This is a genomic window from Empedobacter sp. UBA7252 (assembly GCF_002472765.1).
Taxonomy (GTDB): Bacteria; Bacteroidota; Bacteroidia; order Flavobacteriales; family Weeksellaceae; genus Empedobacter; species Empedobacter falsenii_B.
This window is the reverse complement of the sequence record NZ_DKSQ01000060.1, coordinates 68,160-85,282: the sequence shown is the minus strand read 5'-3', so window position 1 is coordinate 85,282 and position 17,123 is coordinate 68,160. Positions and strand designations below refer to the sequence as shown.

Genomic DNA, 17,123 nt, shown 5'->3' with positions numbered 1-17,123 from the left:
TAAAAGTATGAATTTATTTTTTAATTATTAGTCTTTGTTCATATGAATCTATTCCTGCAATTGTTACAGCTGTAACAATTAAAAAAGGTGCATAATCATGAATAGATACTTTTCTAATACCATCCCTATTTCCTGTATTATCTCCGTTCATATTACAATTTTTCCAATCTGAATAAAGGATTTGTAGGTTGGGCGTTAACAGATACATTAATAATGAAAACAAATAAAAAAAACAAGTTAATTTTCAATAATTTTTTCATAGCTAGTTTTATTTGTTAATGGTTTTCTTCGTTAAAGTTTCACCACCTTAATATACAATCTTAACCAAATATAAGGTTGGAATATTATTAATATTTAAATTATAATCTGTATTTGTAGAAATATTGTTTTATAAAATATTTGACGTCCAATTAAATTAAAAATTGAAATATTAGCGGTTGTATTACTTTGCTCAAATTTAACAAAATGACCTCCATTATTTCAATATAAATAGTAGCTTATTTAAATCATTTATATCTAGTGTTTTTGGTGATTGATTCCAATAGAATTCTAAGCGATTATTAATTTTATCGTCAGCTATTTTTTATATATTTATATTGTGTAGAATCACTATAGACCTAAGCAAGTGTGACTAAAGCAAGTAGATTCTTTTTCATAAATTATGTTATTTTTGGTAGGTTTCTATTAAATTAAATAATAATTTTATTACAAATATAAAAATATTTATTAATAAGTTACTATTCAACAGATTATATTATAACTTTTTCTGGTAAATCTTTAATGTTATACATTAAATCAGTAAAGATTTCTTCCGTAACTGCTCGTAATCCTCGAGCTCCTAAACCCAGTTCATTGGCACGGTCTACAATTCTATTTAGGGTTTCGTCCGTCACTACAAGCTCTTTTCCGTCTAGGGCAAAAAGTTTTGTATATTGTTTCATTAGAGAGTTTTTTGGTTCTGTCAAAATAGCTCTCATCGCTTCTTTATCTAATGCTTTAAGATACGTAATAATTGGTAAACGTCCAATTAATTCTGGAATGATACCAAAGTTTTTCAAATCTTGTGCATTTACTTCATCCAAAAGATTTTCGATTTCTTTGTGATCCTCATTCTTGAAACCAATTACGTGTTTCTTCAAACGATCTGCAATGTGTTTTTCTATTCCAGAAAAAGCTCCACCAGCCACAAATAAAATATCTTTTGTATTAACTTCTATAAATTTTTGATCAGGATGCTTACGTCCTCCTTTTGGTGGCACGTTAACAATAGTTCCTTCCAAAATTTTAAGCAAAGCTTGTTGTACACCTTCTCCAGAAACGTCACGTGTAATAGATGGATTGTCACTTTTACGTGCAATTTTATCTACTTCATCAATAAATACGATTCCTTTTTCGGCAAGCTCTACATTGTAATCAGCAGATTGTAAAAGACGCGTCAAAATACTTTCTACATCTTCTCCTACATATCCAGCTTCTGTAAGTACAGTTGCATCAACTATTGCAAACGGAACATTTAATAACTTAGCAATTGTTTTAGCTAATAATGTTTTTCCACTTCCTGTTTCTCCAACTAAAATTACGTTCGATTTATCAATCTCTACATCATTTTCTTTGTCTAGTAATATTCTTTTGTAATGGTTGTATACGGCAACCGACAATATTTTTTTTGCCTGGTCTTGACCAATCACGTAATCATCTAAAAACTCTTTAATTTCTTTCGGAGATTTTAGCGTTAATGGTTTTATCAAATCGTTATTTTCGTTAAATTTCGATTCTTCTAAAACTATACCATGAGCTTGTTCTATGCAATTATCACAAATATTACCGTCGATTCCAGACACTAAAATATTTACTTCGTTTCTGCTTTTTCCGCAAAAAGAGCACTTATTTTCTTCCAATTTTCTATACTTAATTAAGATGCAAAGGTATTTATTTTCTTTTAGATAGAAAATATTTATTTGTTAATTTCTATCAGTATAAATTATGGTAAAATAAAGGATGAAGTTATCTTATTTTAGATTATTGTTTTTTATGTTTCTTTCTTATTGTTTTACAAATTTTTAAGTATTTGTAAACGAAAAAGGATACTCAATAAGTTGAGTATCCTTTTTTTGTATTTTTATTGAATTTAAAATTATTTACGAGGCAATAAAACTTCGTCAATCATTCCATATTCTTTTGCTTCTTGTGAAGTCATCCAGTAATCACGTTCACCATCTTTTTCGATTTGCTCGAAAGTTTGACCAGAATGAGTTGCAAGAATGTCGTATAATTCTTTTTTTAATTTCAAGATTTCCTTCAATGTAATTTCCATATCAGTTGCTTGTCCTTGAGCACCTCCTAAAGGTTGATGAATCATCACGCGAGAATGTTTAAGTGCTGAACGTTTTCCTGCTGCACCTGCACATAATAAAACTGCTCCCATAGAAGCTGCCATTCCTGTACAAATTGTTGCAACATCTGGTTTTACTAACTGCATTGTGTCGTAAATTCCTAATCCTGCATAAACACCACCACCTGGTGAGTTAACATAAATCTGAATATCTTTTGTTGCATCTACACTTTCTAAGAACAATAATTGTGCTTGAATAATATTTGCAATTTGATCATCGATTCCTGTTCCTAAAAAGATGATTCTATCCATCATCAAACGAGAGAAAACGTCCATTTGTGCAACGTTCAATTTTCTTTCTTCAACGATGTAAGGCGTTGTATTTTGGATGTAACTCTCCATATGTAAAGAGCTAATTCCTTTGTCTAACAGCGCATATTTTTTAAATTCTTCTCCTACGTTTTTCATTATTAAATTTAGATTTTAAATGAAAGGTATAAAGAATTTTTTAGAAGTGATTAAGCTTCTGCTAATTCTTTATTTTTTTCTGTAATAATGTCAACAAACTCGTCAAATGTTACTTCTTTCTCGTTCAATTTTACATTGTTTTTGAAGATGTCTAACATTTTGTCTGTAAACACTTGGTATGATAAACGGTTGTATTCTTCTTGATTCTGTAAAGCAGACATTGCAATTTGTTGTAATGTTTCTTCTGGAATAGAAGTTTGACCGTACATTTTTAATTGATCTTTGATTGCAGCAAAAGCAGCTTCTTTTACTTCCTCAGCATTTACTTCTACATTGTTAACTTCAGCAATTTTAGCTTCGATTAATTGGTAACGTAAACCTTTGTCCATTTTTACCAATTCTTCTTTCGCTTGCTCTTCAGAAGTTACATTTTCGTTAGAAGTGATTAACCATTTTGTTAAAAATTCTGTTGGTAAATCAAATTGAACTGTATCTAATAATTTAGCTACAACATCATTGATAATTTGTTTGTCAGATTCTTTGTTGTACATGTTTTCTGACTCTTCTTTGATTTTGTTACGGAAAGCTTCTTCTGAATCTACAGCTCCTTCTCCATAAACTTTATCAAATAATTCTTGATTAACTTCAGCTTTTTCAGCTTTGTTAATTTCTTTGATTGTATACGTAACGTTAGTTCCTTCTTCAGAAACTTCTGTGTTCAATTGTTGTGCAGCTTCTTCAGCAGTGTCAAAAATATCGTTAGAATTTACTTCTACAACATCACCAGCTTTTTTACCGATAAATGCAGAAGCATCTTTCAATTCTTCTAAACGGATAAATGTTGGTTTAGCTTCTTGTCCTTCTACAGCAGCTTCTACTTTCAATACAGCTTCAGCTTCAGCTTCAGTTAAAGATTTTAATGATCCAAAACGAGCAGCGAAATTATCTACATATTTTTGGATTTCGTCGTCAGCAACTTTTACTTTGTAGCTGTCAACTTCTACTTTAGATAAATCAACATCAAATTCTGGAGCTAATCCTAATTCGAAATCAAATGATAATTGATCAGCATCCCAATCAACATCTTTCATTACTGGAACTGGATTTCCTAAGATTGATAATTTTTCTGTGTTGATGTATTCAGATACACTTTTTTGTAAAATTTCGTTAACTGTATCAAAAACAACAGCTTGTTCGTATTGTTTTTTTACAAAGCTCATAGGAACTTGTCCTTTACGGAAACCTTTGATGTTAGCTGTTTTTCTGTATTGGTTTAATACATCAACTACTTTTTCTTGATAATCTGCCTTATCAACAGTTACAGTTAATACTGCGTTTAATTTGTCTGTTGTATTTTTAGTAATATTCATCTACCTTAAATTTGGAGTGCAAATGTATAAATTATTAATGATTTTTAATAGTAAAAAGTAATATTACAATCAATTCATTCACTATAAATTAACAATTCGGATGGAATCTTATCAAATACTTGATATTTTGATTTTAGATGGAATGATTGAATTGATTATTTACTACTTTTCTGAGGTGATATTTTCAACAATTAAGCCATTTGATTTTTGCTGACACAATGACATAAAAAAATCCAGAATATACGTTCTGGATTTTCAATATTTCGAAAATTTAATTTCTTATAATTCTCCGTAATTTGCGTAAGATTCGTCAAAAACAAAATCCTCCATAAATTTAGTTGTGTAATTACCCGCGATAAAATCTGGATTATCCATCAACTGTAAGTGGAAAGGAATCGTTGTTTTGATACCTTCGATATAAAATTCCCCTAACGCACGTTTCATTTTTGCTATTGCTTCTTCACGCGTTTGTGCAGTAACAATGATTTTTGCAATCATAGAATCGTAATTTGGTGGAATTGTATATCCAGCATAAACGTGTGTATCAACACGAACACCGTTACCACCAGGAATATTAATATTTGTAATTTTCCCTGGAGAAGGGCGGAAGTCGTTATAAGGATCTTCTGCATTGATACGACACTCGATAGAATGTCCGTTTGGATAATAGTTTTGACCAGAGATTGGCTCACCATCCGCTAACATAATTTGTTCACGAATTAAATCGAAACCTGTTACTTGCTCAGTAATTGGATGCTCTACTTGGATACGAGTATTCATTTCCATAAAGTAGAAATCTCCGTGTTTGTCAACTAAGAATTCAATTGTGCCAACACCTTCATAACCTATATATTCACAAGCTTTAACTGCTGCATCTCCCATACGTTGACGTAATTCGTCTGTCATGATTGGAGAAGGGGTTTCTTCTGCTAATTTTTGATTACGACGTTGAATAGAACAGTCACGTTCTGATAAGTGACAAGCTTTACCGTTTTGGTCACTTGCAACTTGAATCTCGATATGACGTGGTTCTTCGATTAATTTTTCCATATACATTCCGTCGTTACCAAAAGCTGCAGCAGCTTCTGTACGAGCAGATTCCCATGCGTGTAATAAATCTTCTTCTTTCCAAATTGCACGCATACCTTTACCACCACCACCGGCAGTAGCTTTCATCATAACTGGGTATTTAATTTCGCGCGCAACTTCTAAGGCTTGCTCATAGCTTTCTAATAAACCATCAGAACCTGGTACTACAGGAACACCAGCTTCTTTCATAGTAGCTTTCGCATTGGCTTTATCTCCCATACGCTCGATATTTTCTGCAGAAGCACCGATGAATTTGATTCCGTTAGAAGCACAGATTTTAGAAAAAGTTGAGTTTTCAGATAAAAACCCGTAACCTGGGTGAATAGCATCCGCGTCAGTAATTTCTGCAGCCGCGATGATGTTAGCCATTTTTAGGTACGAATCTTTACTTGGAGCAGGACCAATACACACAGCTTCGTCAGCGAAACGTACGTGTAATGAAGTCTCGTCTGCTTTAGAGTAAACGGCAACCGTTTTGATTCCCATTTCTTTTGCAGTACGTATAATACGCATTGCAATTTCACCTCTATTAGCGATTAATATCTTTTTAAACATAATTTTTTAGATGTAATTGATTAAGCTGGATCAACTAAGAATAATGGTTGATCGTACTCAACTGGACTAGCGTCGTCCACTAAGATTTTTACAATTTTTCCAGAAACTTCTGATTCGATTTCGTTGAATAGCTTCATTGCTTCAACAATACATAAAACTTTACCTGGAGCAATAGCATCACCTACATTAATAAAAGGTTCTTTACCTGGTCCTGCAGCACGGTAGAAAGTACCAATCATAGGAGATTTAACTGTAATTAAATTACTATTTTCTTCTTCTGTTGATGTTGTAGAGTTATTTGCTGGTGCAGCTGCTGACGCTTGAGGAGCGGCAATTGGAGCTACAGGAGCTTGTGGTACATAAATTTGTTGAGATGCAACTTGTGCAGGTACGCTTGCTAAAGTTTTGATTTTGATTTCGATGTCATCTTGTTTGATGCTTACTTCAGCAACTTCTGCTTTTGATACGAATCTAATTAAATTTTGAATGTCTTTAATGTCCATATAATGCGGTTTTTTATTTGACCTTTTATGTTTGTTTTTTATAAAACGATTTCAAAGGTATTGAAAAAAAAATAAAAAAAGCTGTTTCTTTTTAGAAACAGCTTCAAAATCTTTCGAAGATTATATTATTCAGTAACTTCTTGTACTTTCTCTAATACTACTTTACCTTTGTAGTATAATTTTCCGTCAGACCAGTGAGCTCTGTGATATAAATGTGCTTCACCTGTTGTTTTATCGATTGCTAATTGTGGAGCTTCGATTTTGTAGTGTGTTCTACGTTTATCTCTTCTTGTTGACGACTGTCTTCTCTTAGGATGTGCCATATCTAACTACTTTTTTTTCTTTATTTCTATAATTTATTTTAATAATAAAAACCAATTAAGGTTTCAAATCTTTCAATTTTGCCCAACGAGGATCAATGTCGTTATTATCGTCATCGTCATCATTGTTGTTGTCTTCATCGTAATGCTCGTATTCTTCATCTTCGTCTAATTCGTAAATGCTGTATTGGTCTAACAATTCAATCATTTCAGAATCGCTTTTGCCATTCAAGACATCGGGATGAATTCGTTTTGTTGGTACTGATAACATTGCCAATTCATAAAGAACTTGCGCAACGTTGATTTGGTATTCCTCTCTTGGAATTACCCACATTTCAAAATCAGTATCGTCAAACTCGTTTCCAAATTTAACAATTAATTCTGCATTATTTGAAATTTCTTGCTGAAACAATTCTCCAGTCAAATCACAAGGAACCGTAATGTCCCCTTTTAAGCTGATTTCTAACTCAAGCATTGTCGATTTTTTGTCTAAAATAATTGTTGCAATTAAATTAGGATTGTCAAAATCCTGCTCAATTTCAAATAAATCAAAGAACGATTGTGATAATTCGAATGTAAAATCACTCTTACCAAAAGGCAAGCTTGTAAATACAATATTATAATTTTTTAACTTGTCCATACCACAAAAAGGTGTGCAAAGATAATCTAATTTATTTAAAATTAATAGCTCTTTGCAACTTATTTTAATTTTTTATTCTTTATTATCGCCTTTTTCTAATTTTAGAGGAATATGTTGCAATACATTTTTTGTTAGCTCTTGGTATTCGTTTCGATTTTTATATAATTCGATCGCTGAAAAAATAGCTTCCTTAAATGATTCTTCGTTTGCAATTCCTTTTCCTGCGATGTCGTAAGCCACACCATGATCTGGCGAAGTTCGTACAAATTTTAATCCAGCTGTATAATTAACTCCTTCATCAAAACTAATTGTTTTGAAAGCAACCAATCCTTGATCGTGATACATGGCTAAAACCGCATCAAAAGCGTCTAAATTATTTGGATTGAAAAAACTATCTGCCGAATAAGGTCCAAAAACTAATTGATTTTCGTTAATGCAACGCTCGATAACTGGCGAAATAATTTCTTTTTCTTCTGATCCTAATAAACCATTATCGCCTGCATGAGGATTAAGTCCAAGAACTGCAATTTTTGGTTTTTCGATGGCGTAATCTTCAATCAAACTTTTATGAATTTGTTGAATTTTTGCATAAACAGATTTTGGATTAATTTGTTTTGCAACTTCGCTAATCGGAATATGTTGAGTCACTAAACCTACTCTCAATTTCTCCGAAACTAAGAACATCAAAGGTTTTCCTCCCCAAACTTCTCCTAAATATTCGGTATGACCAGGGAAATGAAATTCTTCGGACTGAATATTATCTTTATTAATTGGAGCCGTTACCAAAACATCTGTAAAACCATCTGAAACAGATTTTGCAGCCGCTTTTAACGATTGATAAGCGTGTTCACCAGCTTCTTTGGTTACTTTACCATAATGTACATCAATTTGATCTTTCCAAAGATTAACCACATTGATTTTTCCGTCTACAATTTGATTCGCATCTTGAATACCTTGAAAATTGATTCGGTCAAATTTTAAACGATCTTTTTGATACGATAATAATTTGGTAGAACCGAAAATAACAGGCGTAAAAAATTCTGTTATTTCTTTTTCTTGTAAGGTTTTTAAAATGACTTCAATTCCGATTCCGTTATAATCACCAATCGAAATGGCAACTCTAATTTTTCTATCTTTTTCAGACATAATGTTAGTTTAATATGATTGGCTGGATGGTTTGTATTTTTTGAAAAATTTCTTGTAAATTAAATCTACAATTAAACCTCCAATCCATGATGAAAAGAATAAAACTGGACAGATCGCAATTTCGTACCAAGTTGGGTGATTTGGCGTGATAAGAACGTCGCCTAATGCAACGATTAGGACAATAAAACCTACAAACATTGTGTAAGCTTGTTTGGCTCTTCTTACGATAAGTGCAGTTACAACACCTCCAACTAAAGCTGCAATTCCGCTAATTGCGAGCATTGATCCAAAAAATTGAACTTCGAATTTTTTTCCTTCTTGGTGCGAAAAGTATTTGATGATGTGTCTCCATTCCGGAAAAACTTTGTCGTCCCATCCTAATCTATCCGCGTTGTATATAAGACCAAATTGTATAATGGTAAAGATTACAGCTAATCCTACCACTACAGCAATTGTGTTTCTTAATACAGTTTTGTCTTTTAGCATAATATTTTATTAGTCTGCAATAGCGATTACAGAAATTTCAACATTTACGTCGCGTGGTAAACGAGCAACTTCTACACATTCGCGTGCAGGATAATTTTCGTCATTAAAAAAAGAAGCATAAACTTCGTTGACAGCATTGAAATCATTCAAATCCTTAACGAAAATTGTTGTTTTTACAACTTGGTCAATTGTTGTTCCACCCGCTTCTAAAATTGCAATTACATTTTTCATTACTTGATGAACTTCATCTTGAATACCTGTTGTAACCAACTCATTTTTTTCTACATTAAAAGGAATTTGTCCTGATGTGTAAATAAATCCGTTGTATTTTACACCTTGTGAATAAGGTCCAATTGCTTGTGGTGCTTTTTCTGTATGAACGATTTGTTTTTTCATATTAATATTTTTTTTAGTAATTAAGTCTTGATCTGTCGTTGTATTTTAAATCTTGTAAGATTGATGCTTTGATTCCGATAAAGAAATCATAACTTTTATATGTTCCCATTGGCGTCCAGTTGAACGATAAGGTAAAGCTTCGTAAATCTCTTTCAAAACCAAAACGTACATAGGTAATTTCACTTTTGATAAAATCGTAAGTTGCATTTGCCGAAATTGCCCAATATGGTGTTGGTGAAATTTTACCATTCATTGCAATAGAACCTGTGCTACTTCCTTTTCGTTCTGTTCCTTTGCTATAATTATAACTTAAATTAGCTGTTAAACTCCAAGGAATAGCAAATTGAGCATAATTATCGCTGTCGTAATAGAAATTTTCGTCACGAACTGTTCCACGCTTTTTATAGTTCTTGGCATCGAAACGTTTTCCACCAAATGTACTATTATCAAATGTGTAACCTGTTCCTAATGTCATATTCGAAATACGAAGATTTCCTAAGCCAAGTTCATCAATGTATTGCGCAACTTCACTTCCTTCAGCATTAATGTAACGTTGAATTTTATATGGATTAACAGTTGATGAGAATTGTACATTAACTTTTCTATCAAACAAAGATGTCATTCCATTAATACTAATTGGAGAAAGTTTAAATTCATCTGCAGAGAAATTATAAGATGAACTCAAACGTAAATATTCAAAAATCTTTACTTTTTTGAAACCTTTCGGATCATTTGTATCTTTTACTTTCATCTCTAAATTGTTCGAAATTCCAAAGTTTAATGAATTTGTTAAACCAGGAATTGATACACCATACAACATGTTTTGATATTGGTTGTACCAAACTTCTTCTTGATTTTGGTTTTGATACGCTTTATAATATCCCCAAGATTGACTTTGGAAATCTGGCGTGTAACTATAACCAATAGATGGTGTAATTACGTGCTGAATTCCTAAAATCTTAGCATCTTTATTTGGATTAAGATATAATCCATAAATATTTGTTGAAACAGAAGCATTGAAATTAAATGTTCGATAAGAATTGAATCCTTTCAATGTTGTGTCTTCTACTTTTCCGTTAACAGAATTGTAATTTTTAATCAAACGATTATCACCCCAAACTTCATTATAGTCAGAAGAAAGTGTTAATGGGAAATAATTAGCAAGTGTAATACCTGTTTGCAAACCAATTTTGTGATTGGCTCCCATTCGCATTTGATCTTTCCACATTTTGTCTGTAAAAATATCTTTGTCGTTGGTGTTAACTTCATTTCCGGCTTGCATACTATACGTTAAACCAAGATTTTGAATTAAACCTTCTTTTGGCATATTTTTCTTTGCAAAAGGGAAAATACGAGACATTGTCAAATTGAAACGAGGAAATGCAATGTTAATATCTCCAGTATTATAGTTTTGAGAGTGAGACATACTCAATTGAGCTGTTAGAGGTGCATTCTCAAAGTTTTTTGTTAAGTTGATAGACGAGTTAACGTTGTTTGTAAAAACTTGTCCAGTATTGATGTATTGATTTCGTACAGATTCACGGTAATATTTCGAACTCGAAAAGTTAACATTAGCATTGAATAACCAATATGGATTTGCTTTTGGGTCTTGGCTATGCGACCACATTACACCAAACATATTTTGTTTAGAAAACGCATTAGAACCTTCTGTAAGACCTTTGATACCAGTTAAGCGATTTTCTACATTGGCTGCAAGTCGTCCATTGTATTTATAACGTTTTTTATAGGTAGACTCGGCTCTAGCAGCCCAACTACCTTTTGTATAAACATCCCCCGAAAGTTTTAAATCAAAATTATCTCCAAATGGAACATAAAACCCTAAATCTTCGATAAAGAAACCAAGATTTGTACGTTCACCTGGGCGAGGCATCAAAATACCTGCGGCACGTTTTGCACCCATCGCTGGAATGTAACCAAATGGTAAAGCTAGCGGTGTTGGTACGTCATAAATCCACATATTGATAGGTCCGGTAATTAATGTTTTCTTACCATTTTTATCAATCATTTTTCCTTCTTTGGCGCGAAGAAAATAATCTGGTCGAGTATCTTTTCCTTCTTTAAAATATGTATCCGTTGTAAAATCGGCACGTTTTAATAACATTACCGAATCATTGACACGCTTCGCTTTATCAGCAATGATGATTCCATCTTCTTGCGTCATGCGAATGTTATACGCAATTCCAACTTTCGTTTTGAAATTTACTTTGAAAGCATCTTGCAAAATTTCTTGTTGACCTTGTGTAAACTTAGTTTTTTCAATAATATTCCCAATAGAATCGCGCTTACCTTCGGCATATACATCACCTGTATCCCAATTTAGTTCGATATAATCTGCATCAATAGTCATATCGCCGTAAACTACATGTGCCTTACGCAAAAGGTAAGTCATACGTTTTTTACGATTATGTATTTCGTCCTCGGAATTGTGCTCTACCACAAACTCTAATTTCTCTTTTACAGGGATAATAGTATCTAATTTTACAGAATCAGAAACTATCTTAGAGTGATCTTTATCGTTATTATTTTGCTTAACTTGTCCAAAAGAAACGGTGCAAACCATAACTGGACTAAAAAATAAAATCGATTTAATTGCCTTTGTAAACAAATTGAAAAACTTATTTTTTATAAATTGCGTCAAAATTAATCAAAAAAACAAACCTATAGTATGAGTTTAAAAATGATTAACATACAAAAGTATTTATTTTTTGCGATGATGATGGTATTTTCTACATTTTCATTTGCACAAAAAAAGCAAAATTTTGTAATTGTTATTGATGCTGGTCATGGTGGACATGATGCTGGAGCAAGGGGAGTCGCTGATTATGAAAAGAATATCACGTTAGATGTTTCGAAAAGATTAGCGGAGTTAATTAAGAAAAATCACAAAGATGTTAAAGTTGTTTTAACACGTGATACAGATATTTTTTTAGAATTATGGGAACGTACACGAATTTCAAATGATAATCATGCGAATTTATTTGTCTCGATTCACTGTAATTCGGCTGATAACAAAAGCGCAACAGGAACAGAAACATTTGTAATGGGATTGAAACGATCTAACGAAACAGATGAAGTTTCTAAACGTGAAAACTCGGTTGTGTTTTTAGAGAAAGATCAAGAACGTTACGAAAAATTTAATCCAAATGATCCGGAAGCGGTTATCGCTTTTGAGATTATGAATGCAGCTTATAAAGAACAATCTATTCGTTTTGCAGATTTGGTAGAAAAAGGTTTCGTAAATCGTGATTTCAGAAAAAGTAGAGGTGTTAAACAAGCAAATTTTCACGTGTTGAGAGGAAATGCTTCTCCTTCTGTTTTGGTAGAGTTAGGATTTATTTCGAATTATGATGAAGGAACATTTTTAGCATCAGACGAAGGAAAAGATAAAACGACGACTACAATTTATGAAGCTTTTAAACAATTCAAAAAAGAATATGATCGTAGAAGTGGAGTAGAGGACGAGGACGAAAAACCTAAACCAGTTAAAAAAGTTGAAAAACCTGTAGAAGGAAAAAAATTGAAGGTAAGGGTAATGGAGTCTAAAATGAAATTTTCTTCAACTTCGCCGCAATTAAGAGGTTTAACAGATTTAGATGTAATTCAGGAAGGTGATAATTACGTGTATTATTACGGAGAAACAGATTTACAATCTCGTGCAGATGATTTGTTGCAAACGGTAAAACGTAAAGGATTTTCTGGTGCAAAAATTGTAGAATTTGAAACGAATAAAAAATTAGAAGGTGGTAAAAATTATCGTGTTCAGTTTATGACATCAAATAAAAAATATAAAGACAAAGACGAAAAATTTAATGGATTGACAAATGTGTTGCGAGTAAAAGAAGGTGGACTTCAGAAATATTATTATGGCTCTGATAAAACAATGGAATCTGCTCAAAAAACATTGAAACAAGTACAAGACAAAGGTTTTAGAAACGCCTTTATCGTTACATTTAATGGTGAAGAACCAATGTAAACGTAATATAAAATGTTTCTTTACAAATTAAATTTTATTTTTGCATAAAATCATAACAAGTGAAGTTATCTAAAGAATTAAAAATAGGAGTTGTTACCATCTTAACCTTAGTAGGTTTTTTCATGCTATTCAATTTCTTAAAAGGTCAAAATATTTTTTCATCAGGACGTTTGTTTACTGTAAAATACGAAAATGTAAGCGGATTAGCTCCTTCTAAACCTGTTTCTGTAAACGGTTTGAGAGTTGGTCAGGTGAAAGAAATTAAAATTATAGATACTGCAAAACCTATCTATTTTGAAGTCGTGATTTCTGTCGAAAAAGATATTCAATTTTCGAAAAAAACAATTGCAGAAATTTACGAACCAGGAATTATGTCTGGACCAGAAGTTAGACTTTTATTAGACTATGGACCAGATGTAGCAAAAGATGGTGATTATTTACAAGGTCGTATTGCAGGCGGAATGTTAGATGGTTTGACGAAACAATTAACGCCAACACAAGCAAAGTTAGATAGTGTTTTATTAAGTTTTAATCAAACATTAGGAAGTGTAAACAATGTTTTGGATCCGTCAACTCAACAAGATATTAAAGCAATGTTGAGAAACTTGAATCATACAATTGATTCGTTCGACAAAACAGCGCAATCGTTGACTGCAACATCAAATAGTGCAAATAATTTGATCAAAACAAACGAAAAGACATTGAACACAACGCTTAACAATGCAAGTGCTACAATGGCTTCTGCAAAAGCTACGGTTGACAAATTTGGAAAAACTGCGGATAAATTAAACGCGTTAGAATTAGATCAAGTGATTAAGAATTTTGAAAATGCGTCTAAAAACTTAAATACATTGTTAGAAGATATGAATAATGGAAAAGGTTCTTTAGGAAAATTAGCAAAAGATGAAACGCTTGCTAACGAACTTGAAGCAACAATCAAAAATATGAATGAATTGGTAACAGACTTAAAGAAAAACCCAAGTCGTTATGTGAACATCTCTGTTTTTGGTAAAAAGCAACCAGTTCAGCCATAAAATCAAAACTAAAATTTAAATACTCAAAACTCACAAAAAGACTAATAAAAAATGATGAAGTACATTCCAAATGTAATCTTTCTTCTAATTATGATAGGAAGTATTTGGTTCTTTGCGCAAAACGTAAAGAAACTTATACGTAACATCAAATTAGGGAAAGAAATAGATCGTTTCGATCATCCTGCGGAAAGGTGGAAAACGATGGCTCGTGTGGCTTTAGGACAAGGTAAAATGACTGTTCGTCCTCTTGCTGGTATTCTACATGTTTTTGTTTATGTAGGATTTGTTTTAATCAATATCGAAGTATTAGAAATTATCATCGATGGTGTATTCGGAACACACCGTATTCTAAGTTTCTTAGGAGGTTTCTATAACGGAATGATAGGGTTTTTCGAGATTTTAGCCTTTTTGGTGATGGTTTCGTGTATCATTTTCTTCTGTAGAAGAAACTTTGTAAAAGTTGGACGTTTTTGGAAACCAGAAATGAAAGGCTGGGCAAAAGACGATGCTAATTATATCCTAATTATGGAGGTTGCATTTATGTTGGCTTTATTTACAATGAATGGTGCAGATCAAGTGTTACAAAAAATGGGTGCACCTCATTATATCGAAACAGGATCTTTTCCAATTTCTTCTTGGTTAACAGCACCAATTATTAGTCAATTCAACGACATCACATTTATTACAATTATAGAAAGAGCAGCTTGGTGGTTTCATATCATCGGAATTTTCTTTTTCTTAAATTATTTGTATTATTCAAAACATTTACACATCATTTTGGCTTTTCCAAATACATGGTTTTCTAAGTTAGAACCAAAAGGAGAATTCAATAATTTACAATCTGTAACAGATGAGGTAAAAATGATGATGGATCCAAATGCAGATCCTTACGCAGCACCTGCCGAACCACAGGGAGAGCCAGAAACATTTGGAGCAAAAGATATTTTTGATTTAAACAGAGTACAATTATTGAATGCCTACACATGTACGGAGTGTGGGCGTTGTACATCTGAATGTCCAGCAAATTTGACAGGGAAAAAATTATCTCCTCGAAAAATTATGATGGATACTCGTGATCGTTTAGAAGAAGTAAGTAAAAACATCGATGCAAACGGAAGTTTTGTGGATGATGGTAAAATGCTTGTCAACGATTACATTTCACCAGAAGAATTATGGGCATGTACATCTTGTAATGCATGTACACAGGCTTGTCCAGTAAATATCGATCCGTTATCAATTATTGTTGATTTACGTCGTTATTTGGTAATGGAACAATCTGCTGCACCAAACGAGTTGAACATGATGATGACAAATGTCGAAAACAATGGAGCTCCTTGGCAATTTAACAATGCGGATAGATTGAATTGGGCAAACGATTAAAATTGTAAAATACAATTACTCATTCTCAAAGAACTATTAATTTTTGTACATAACACACAAACACAGCACACATGGAAAATTTCTTAGAGGAAAAAATTGAAAACGGAGAAAGAGTAAGTCCTATTTTACCAGAAAATGTTAAAAATTATTTAATTGACATTGATGGAACAATTTGCGATGATATTCCAAACGAAGAACCAGAACGTATGCTAACAGCAGAATTATATCCAGATGCTTTAGAAACATTAAACAAATGGTACGACGAAGGACATATTATCACATTTTTTACATCACGTACAGAAGAACATCGTGAGTACACAGAAATTTGGTTGAAAAAACATGGTTTCAAATACCATGGACTTTTAATGGGAAAACCTCGTGGAGGAAATTATCATTGGGTTGACAACCATTTAGTAAAAGCGACACGATACAATGGTAAATTTACAGATTTGGTTGAAAAAAATGTTTCGATTCAAGTTTTTGATGATGGAAAACATTAAACTAAATCCATTCAAATAACACAAAGACTACAAAAAAATATGTCAAATATTACAGTTAAAACAATGGCTCAATATATGGCCGAAGGCAAACAACCAGAAGTTTTGTTTTGGGTTGGTTGCGCCGGAAGTTTTGATGACAGAGCTAAAAAAATAACACGAGCATTCGTTAAAATTTTAAATAATATTGGCGTAGAATTCGCCGTTTTAGGAACAGAAGAATCGTGTACAGGTGATCCTGCAAAGCGTGCTGGTAACGAATTTGTTTTCCAAATGCAAGCTATGATGAATATTGAAGTTCTGAATGCTTACGAAGTGAAAAAGATCGTTACAACTTGTCCACATTGTTTCAATACGTTGAAAAATGAATATCCAAGTTTAGGTGGAGAGTATGAAGTTTTGCATCATTCTCAATATTTACAGCAGTTAATCAACGAAGGTAAATTGAAATTAGAAGGTTCTGAAACGTTCAAAGGAAGACGAATCACTTTCCACGATCCTTGTTATTTAGGTCGCGGTAACGATGTGTACGAAGCGCCTCGCGAATTAATCGAAAAATTAGATGCCGAATTAGTCGAAATGAAACGTTGCAAAACACGTGGATTATGTTGTGGTGCTGGTGGAGCGCAGATGTTCAAAGAACCAGAAAAAGGAAACAAAGACATCAATGTAGAACGTACAGAAGAGGCTTTAGAGAAAGAGCCGCACATTATCGCAACAGGTTGTCCATTTTGTAATACAATGATGACAGACGGTGTAAAACACTTCGAAAAAGAATCAACGGTTATGGTAAAAGACTTAGCTGAATTGATTATGGAAGCGAAAGATTTATAATCGAATTTATAAAAATAATATAAAAAAGCCATCTCTTTGAGATGGCTTTTTTATGTAAAAATTTTAGCTTTCTAACATC

General features: G+C 32.5%; 17 protein-coding genes. 5 read left to right on the top strand and 12 right to left on the bottom strand.

Translation table 11 applies throughout. The annotated features are described in order from the left end of the window. Nucleotides 1-13 precede the first annotated feature (13 nt). From B2X73_RS09085 to B2X73_RS09030, 12 genes are all read right to left on the bottom strand, one after another. Complete coding sequence (locus B2X73_RS09085; RefSeq protein WP_286494681.1) at nt 14-151, bottom strand: hypothetical protein; 138 nt, start codon at nt 149-151, stop codon at nt 14-16. A 598-nt stretch (nt 152-749) separates the two neighbouring features. Continuing rightward, entirely contained in the window at nt 750-1,898 is a 1,149-nt protein-coding gene (clpX, locus tag B2X73_RS09080) for an ATP-dependent Clp protease ATP-binding subunit ClpX (protein ID WP_280062867.1), read from the bottom strand. A 236-nt stretch (nt 1,899-2,134) separates the two neighbouring features. Further along, nucleotides 2,135-2,800 carry an ATP-dependent Clp endopeptidase proteolytic subunit ClpP gene (clpP, locus tag B2X73_RS09075; protein WP_038331995.1) on the bottom strand — a complete coding sequence of 222 codons (666 nt, stop codon included), beginning with the start codon at nt 2,798-2,800 and terminating at the stop codon, nt 2,135-2,137. A gap of 50 nt (nt 2,801-2,850) precedes the next feature. Beyond that, complete coding sequence (locus B2X73_RS09070) at nt 2,851-4,170, bottom strand: trigger factor (RefSeq protein WP_180905001.1); 1,320 nt, start codon at nt 4,168-4,170, stop codon at nt 2,851-2,853. 279 nt (nt 4,171-4,449) lie between these two features. Further along, nucleotides 4,450-5,814 carry an acetyl-CoA carboxylase biotin carboxylase subunit gene (accC, locus tag B2X73_RS09065; RefSeq protein WP_221854334.1) on the bottom strand — a complete coding sequence of 455 codons (1,365 nt, stop codon included), beginning with the start codon at nt 5,812-5,814 and terminating at the stop codon, nt 4,450-4,452. Between the two features lie 20 nt (nt 5,815-5,834). Further along, nucleotides 5,835-6,317, bottom strand: a complete 483-nt coding sequence (gene accB / locus B2X73_RS09060; RefSeq protein WP_125348723.1) for an acetyl-CoA carboxylase biotin carboxyl carrier protein — start codon at nt 6,315-6,317, stop codon at nt 5,835-5,837. 125 nt (nt 6,318-6,442) lie between these two features. Further along, complete coding sequence (gene rpmF / locus B2X73_RS09055; RefSeq protein ID WP_019975824.1) at nt 6,443-6,640, bottom strand: 50S ribosomal protein L32; 198 nt, start codon at nt 6,638-6,640, stop codon at nt 6,443-6,445. A 55-nt stretch (nt 6,641-6,695) separates the two neighbouring features. Then, entirely contained in the window at nt 6,696-7,277 is a 582-nt protein-coding gene (locus B2X73_RS09050; RefSeq protein WP_125348725.1) for a YceD family protein, read from the bottom strand. A 72-nt stretch (nt 7,278-7,349) separates the two neighbouring features. After that, nucleotides 7,350-8,423: a 4-hydroxythreonine-4-phosphate dehydrogenase PdxA gene (gene pdxA, locus B2X73_RS09045; RefSeq protein WP_291069489.1), complete on the bottom strand. Its 1,074-nt coding sequence runs from the start codon at nt 8,421-8,423 to the stop codon at nt 7,350-7,352. A gap of 9 nt (nt 8,424-8,432) precedes the next feature. Further along, nucleotides 8,433-8,909, bottom strand: coding sequence for a hypothetical protein (locus tag B2X73_RS09040; RefSeq protein ID WP_291096279.1), 477 nt, complete (start codon nt 8,907-8,909; stop codon nt 8,433-8,435). A gap of 9 nt (nt 8,910-8,918) precedes the next feature. Next, nucleotides 8,919-9,305, bottom strand: a complete 387-nt coding sequence (locus B2X73_RS09035; RefSeq protein WP_291069485.1) for a RidA family protein — start codon at nt 9,303-9,305, stop codon at nt 8,919-8,921. Between the two features lie 13 nt (nt 9,306-9,318). Further along, nucleotides 9,319-11,931 carry a putative LPS assembly protein LptD gene (locus tag B2X73_RS09030; protein ID WP_291096277.1) on the bottom strand — a complete coding sequence of 871 codons (2,613 nt, stop codon included), beginning with the start codon at nt 11,929-11,931 and terminating at the stop codon, nt 9,319-9,321. A gap of 72 nt (nt 11,932-12,003) precedes the next feature. Here B2X73_RS09030 and B2X73_RS09025 point away from each other — a divergent pair, with 72 nt between their 5' ends. The 5 genes from B2X73_RS09025 (at nt 12,004) to B2X73_RS09005 (ending at nt 17,044) form a co-directional block, all read left to right on the top strand. Then, a complete protein-coding gene (locus tag B2X73_RS09025) occupies nt 12,004-13,299 on the top strand; it encodes an N-acetylmuramoyl-L-alanine amidase family protein (RefSeq protein WP_257467976.1) in 1,296 nt (431 codons plus the stop codon). Between the two features lie 59 nt (nt 13,300-13,358). After that, the gene (locus tag B2X73_RS09020) at nt 13,359-14,333 is read left to right on the top strand and encodes an MlaD family protein (RefSeq protein ID WP_038332017.1); all 975 of its coding nucleotides are present in this window, start codon (nt 13,359-13,361) and stop codon (nt 14,331-14,333) included. A 54-nt stretch (nt 14,334-14,387) separates the two neighbouring features. Next, a complete protein-coding gene (locus tag B2X73_RS09015) occupies nt 14,388-15,713 on the top strand; it encodes a (Fe-S)-binding protein (protein ID WP_185144083.1) in 1,326 nt (441 codons plus the stop codon). Between the two features lie 71 nt (nt 15,714-15,784). After that, nucleotides 15,785-16,213 (top strand): LNS2 domain-containing protein, encoded by a 429-nt coding sequence (locus B2X73_RS09010; RefSeq protein ID WP_125348737.1) that lies wholly within the window; start codon nt 15,785-15,787, stop codon nt 16,211-16,213. Nucleotides 16,214-16,252: 39 nt separating this feature from the next. Continuing rightward, nucleotides 16,253-17,044, top strand: coding sequence for a (Fe-S)-binding protein (locus tag B2X73_RS09005; protein ID WP_038332021.1), 792 nt, complete (start codon nt 16,253-16,255; stop codon nt 17,042-17,044). Nucleotides 17,045-17,123: the final 79 nt, after the last annotated feature.

What these genes read in the sequence shown, in the direction of transcription:
- B2X73_RS09050 (WP_125348725.1), bottom strand. Translation starts at nt 7,277, where the DNA reads ATGGACAAGTTAAAAAATTATAATATTGTATTTACAAGCTTGCCTTTT.
- accB (WP_125348723.1), bottom strand. Translation starts at nt 6,317, where the DNA reads ATGGACATTAAAGACATTCAAAATTTAATTAGATTCGTATCAAAAGCA.
- B2X73_RS09015 (WP_185144083.1), top strand. Translation starts at nt 14,388, where the DNA reads ATGAAGTACATTCCAAATGTAATCTTTCTTCTAATTATGATAGGAAGT.
- rpmF (WP_019975824.1), bottom strand. Translation starts at nt 6,640, where the DNA reads ATGGCACATCCTAAGAGAAGACAGTCGTCAACAAGAAGAGATAAACGT.
- B2X73_RS09025 (WP_257467976.1), top strand. Translation starts at nt 12,004, where the DNA reads ATGATTAACATACAAAAGTATTTATTTTTTGCGATGATGATGGTATTT.
- B2X73_RS09035 (WP_291069485.1), bottom strand. Translation starts at nt 9,305, where the DNA reads ATGAAAAAACAAATCGTTCATACAGAAAAAGCACCACAAGCAATTGGA.
- B2X73_RS09005 (WP_038332021.1), top strand. Translation starts at nt 16,253, where the DNA reads ATGTCAAATATTACAGTTAAAACAATGGCTCAATATATGGCCGAAGGC.
- clpP (WP_038331995.1), bottom strand. Translation starts at nt 2,800, where the DNA reads ATGAAAAACGTAGGAGAAGAATTTAAAAAATATGCGCTGTTAGACAAA.
- B2X73_RS09085 (WP_286494681.1), bottom strand. Translation starts at nt 151, where the DNA reads ATGAACGGAGATAATACAGGAAATAGGGATGGTATTAGAAAAGTATCT.
- pdxA (WP_291069489.1), bottom strand. Translation starts at nt 8,423, where the DNA reads ATGTCTGAAAAAGATAGAAAAATTAGAGTTGCCATTTCGATTGGTGAT.
- B2X73_RS09070 (WP_180905001.1), bottom strand. Translation starts at nt 4,170, where the DNA reads ATGAATATTACTAAAAATACAACAGACAAATTAAACGCAGTATTAACT.
- accC (WP_221854334.1), bottom strand. Translation starts at nt 5,814, where the DNA reads ATGTTTAAAAAGATATTAATCGCTAATAGAGGTGAAATTGCAATGCGT.
- B2X73_RS09040 (WP_291096279.1), bottom strand. Translation starts at nt 8,909, where the DNA reads ATGCTAAAAGACAAAACTGTATTAAGAAACACAATTGCTGTAGTGGTA.
- B2X73_RS09010 (WP_125348737.1), top strand. Translation starts at nt 15,785, where the DNA reads ATGGAAAATTTCTTAGAGGAAAAAATTGAAAACGGAGAAAGAGTAAGT.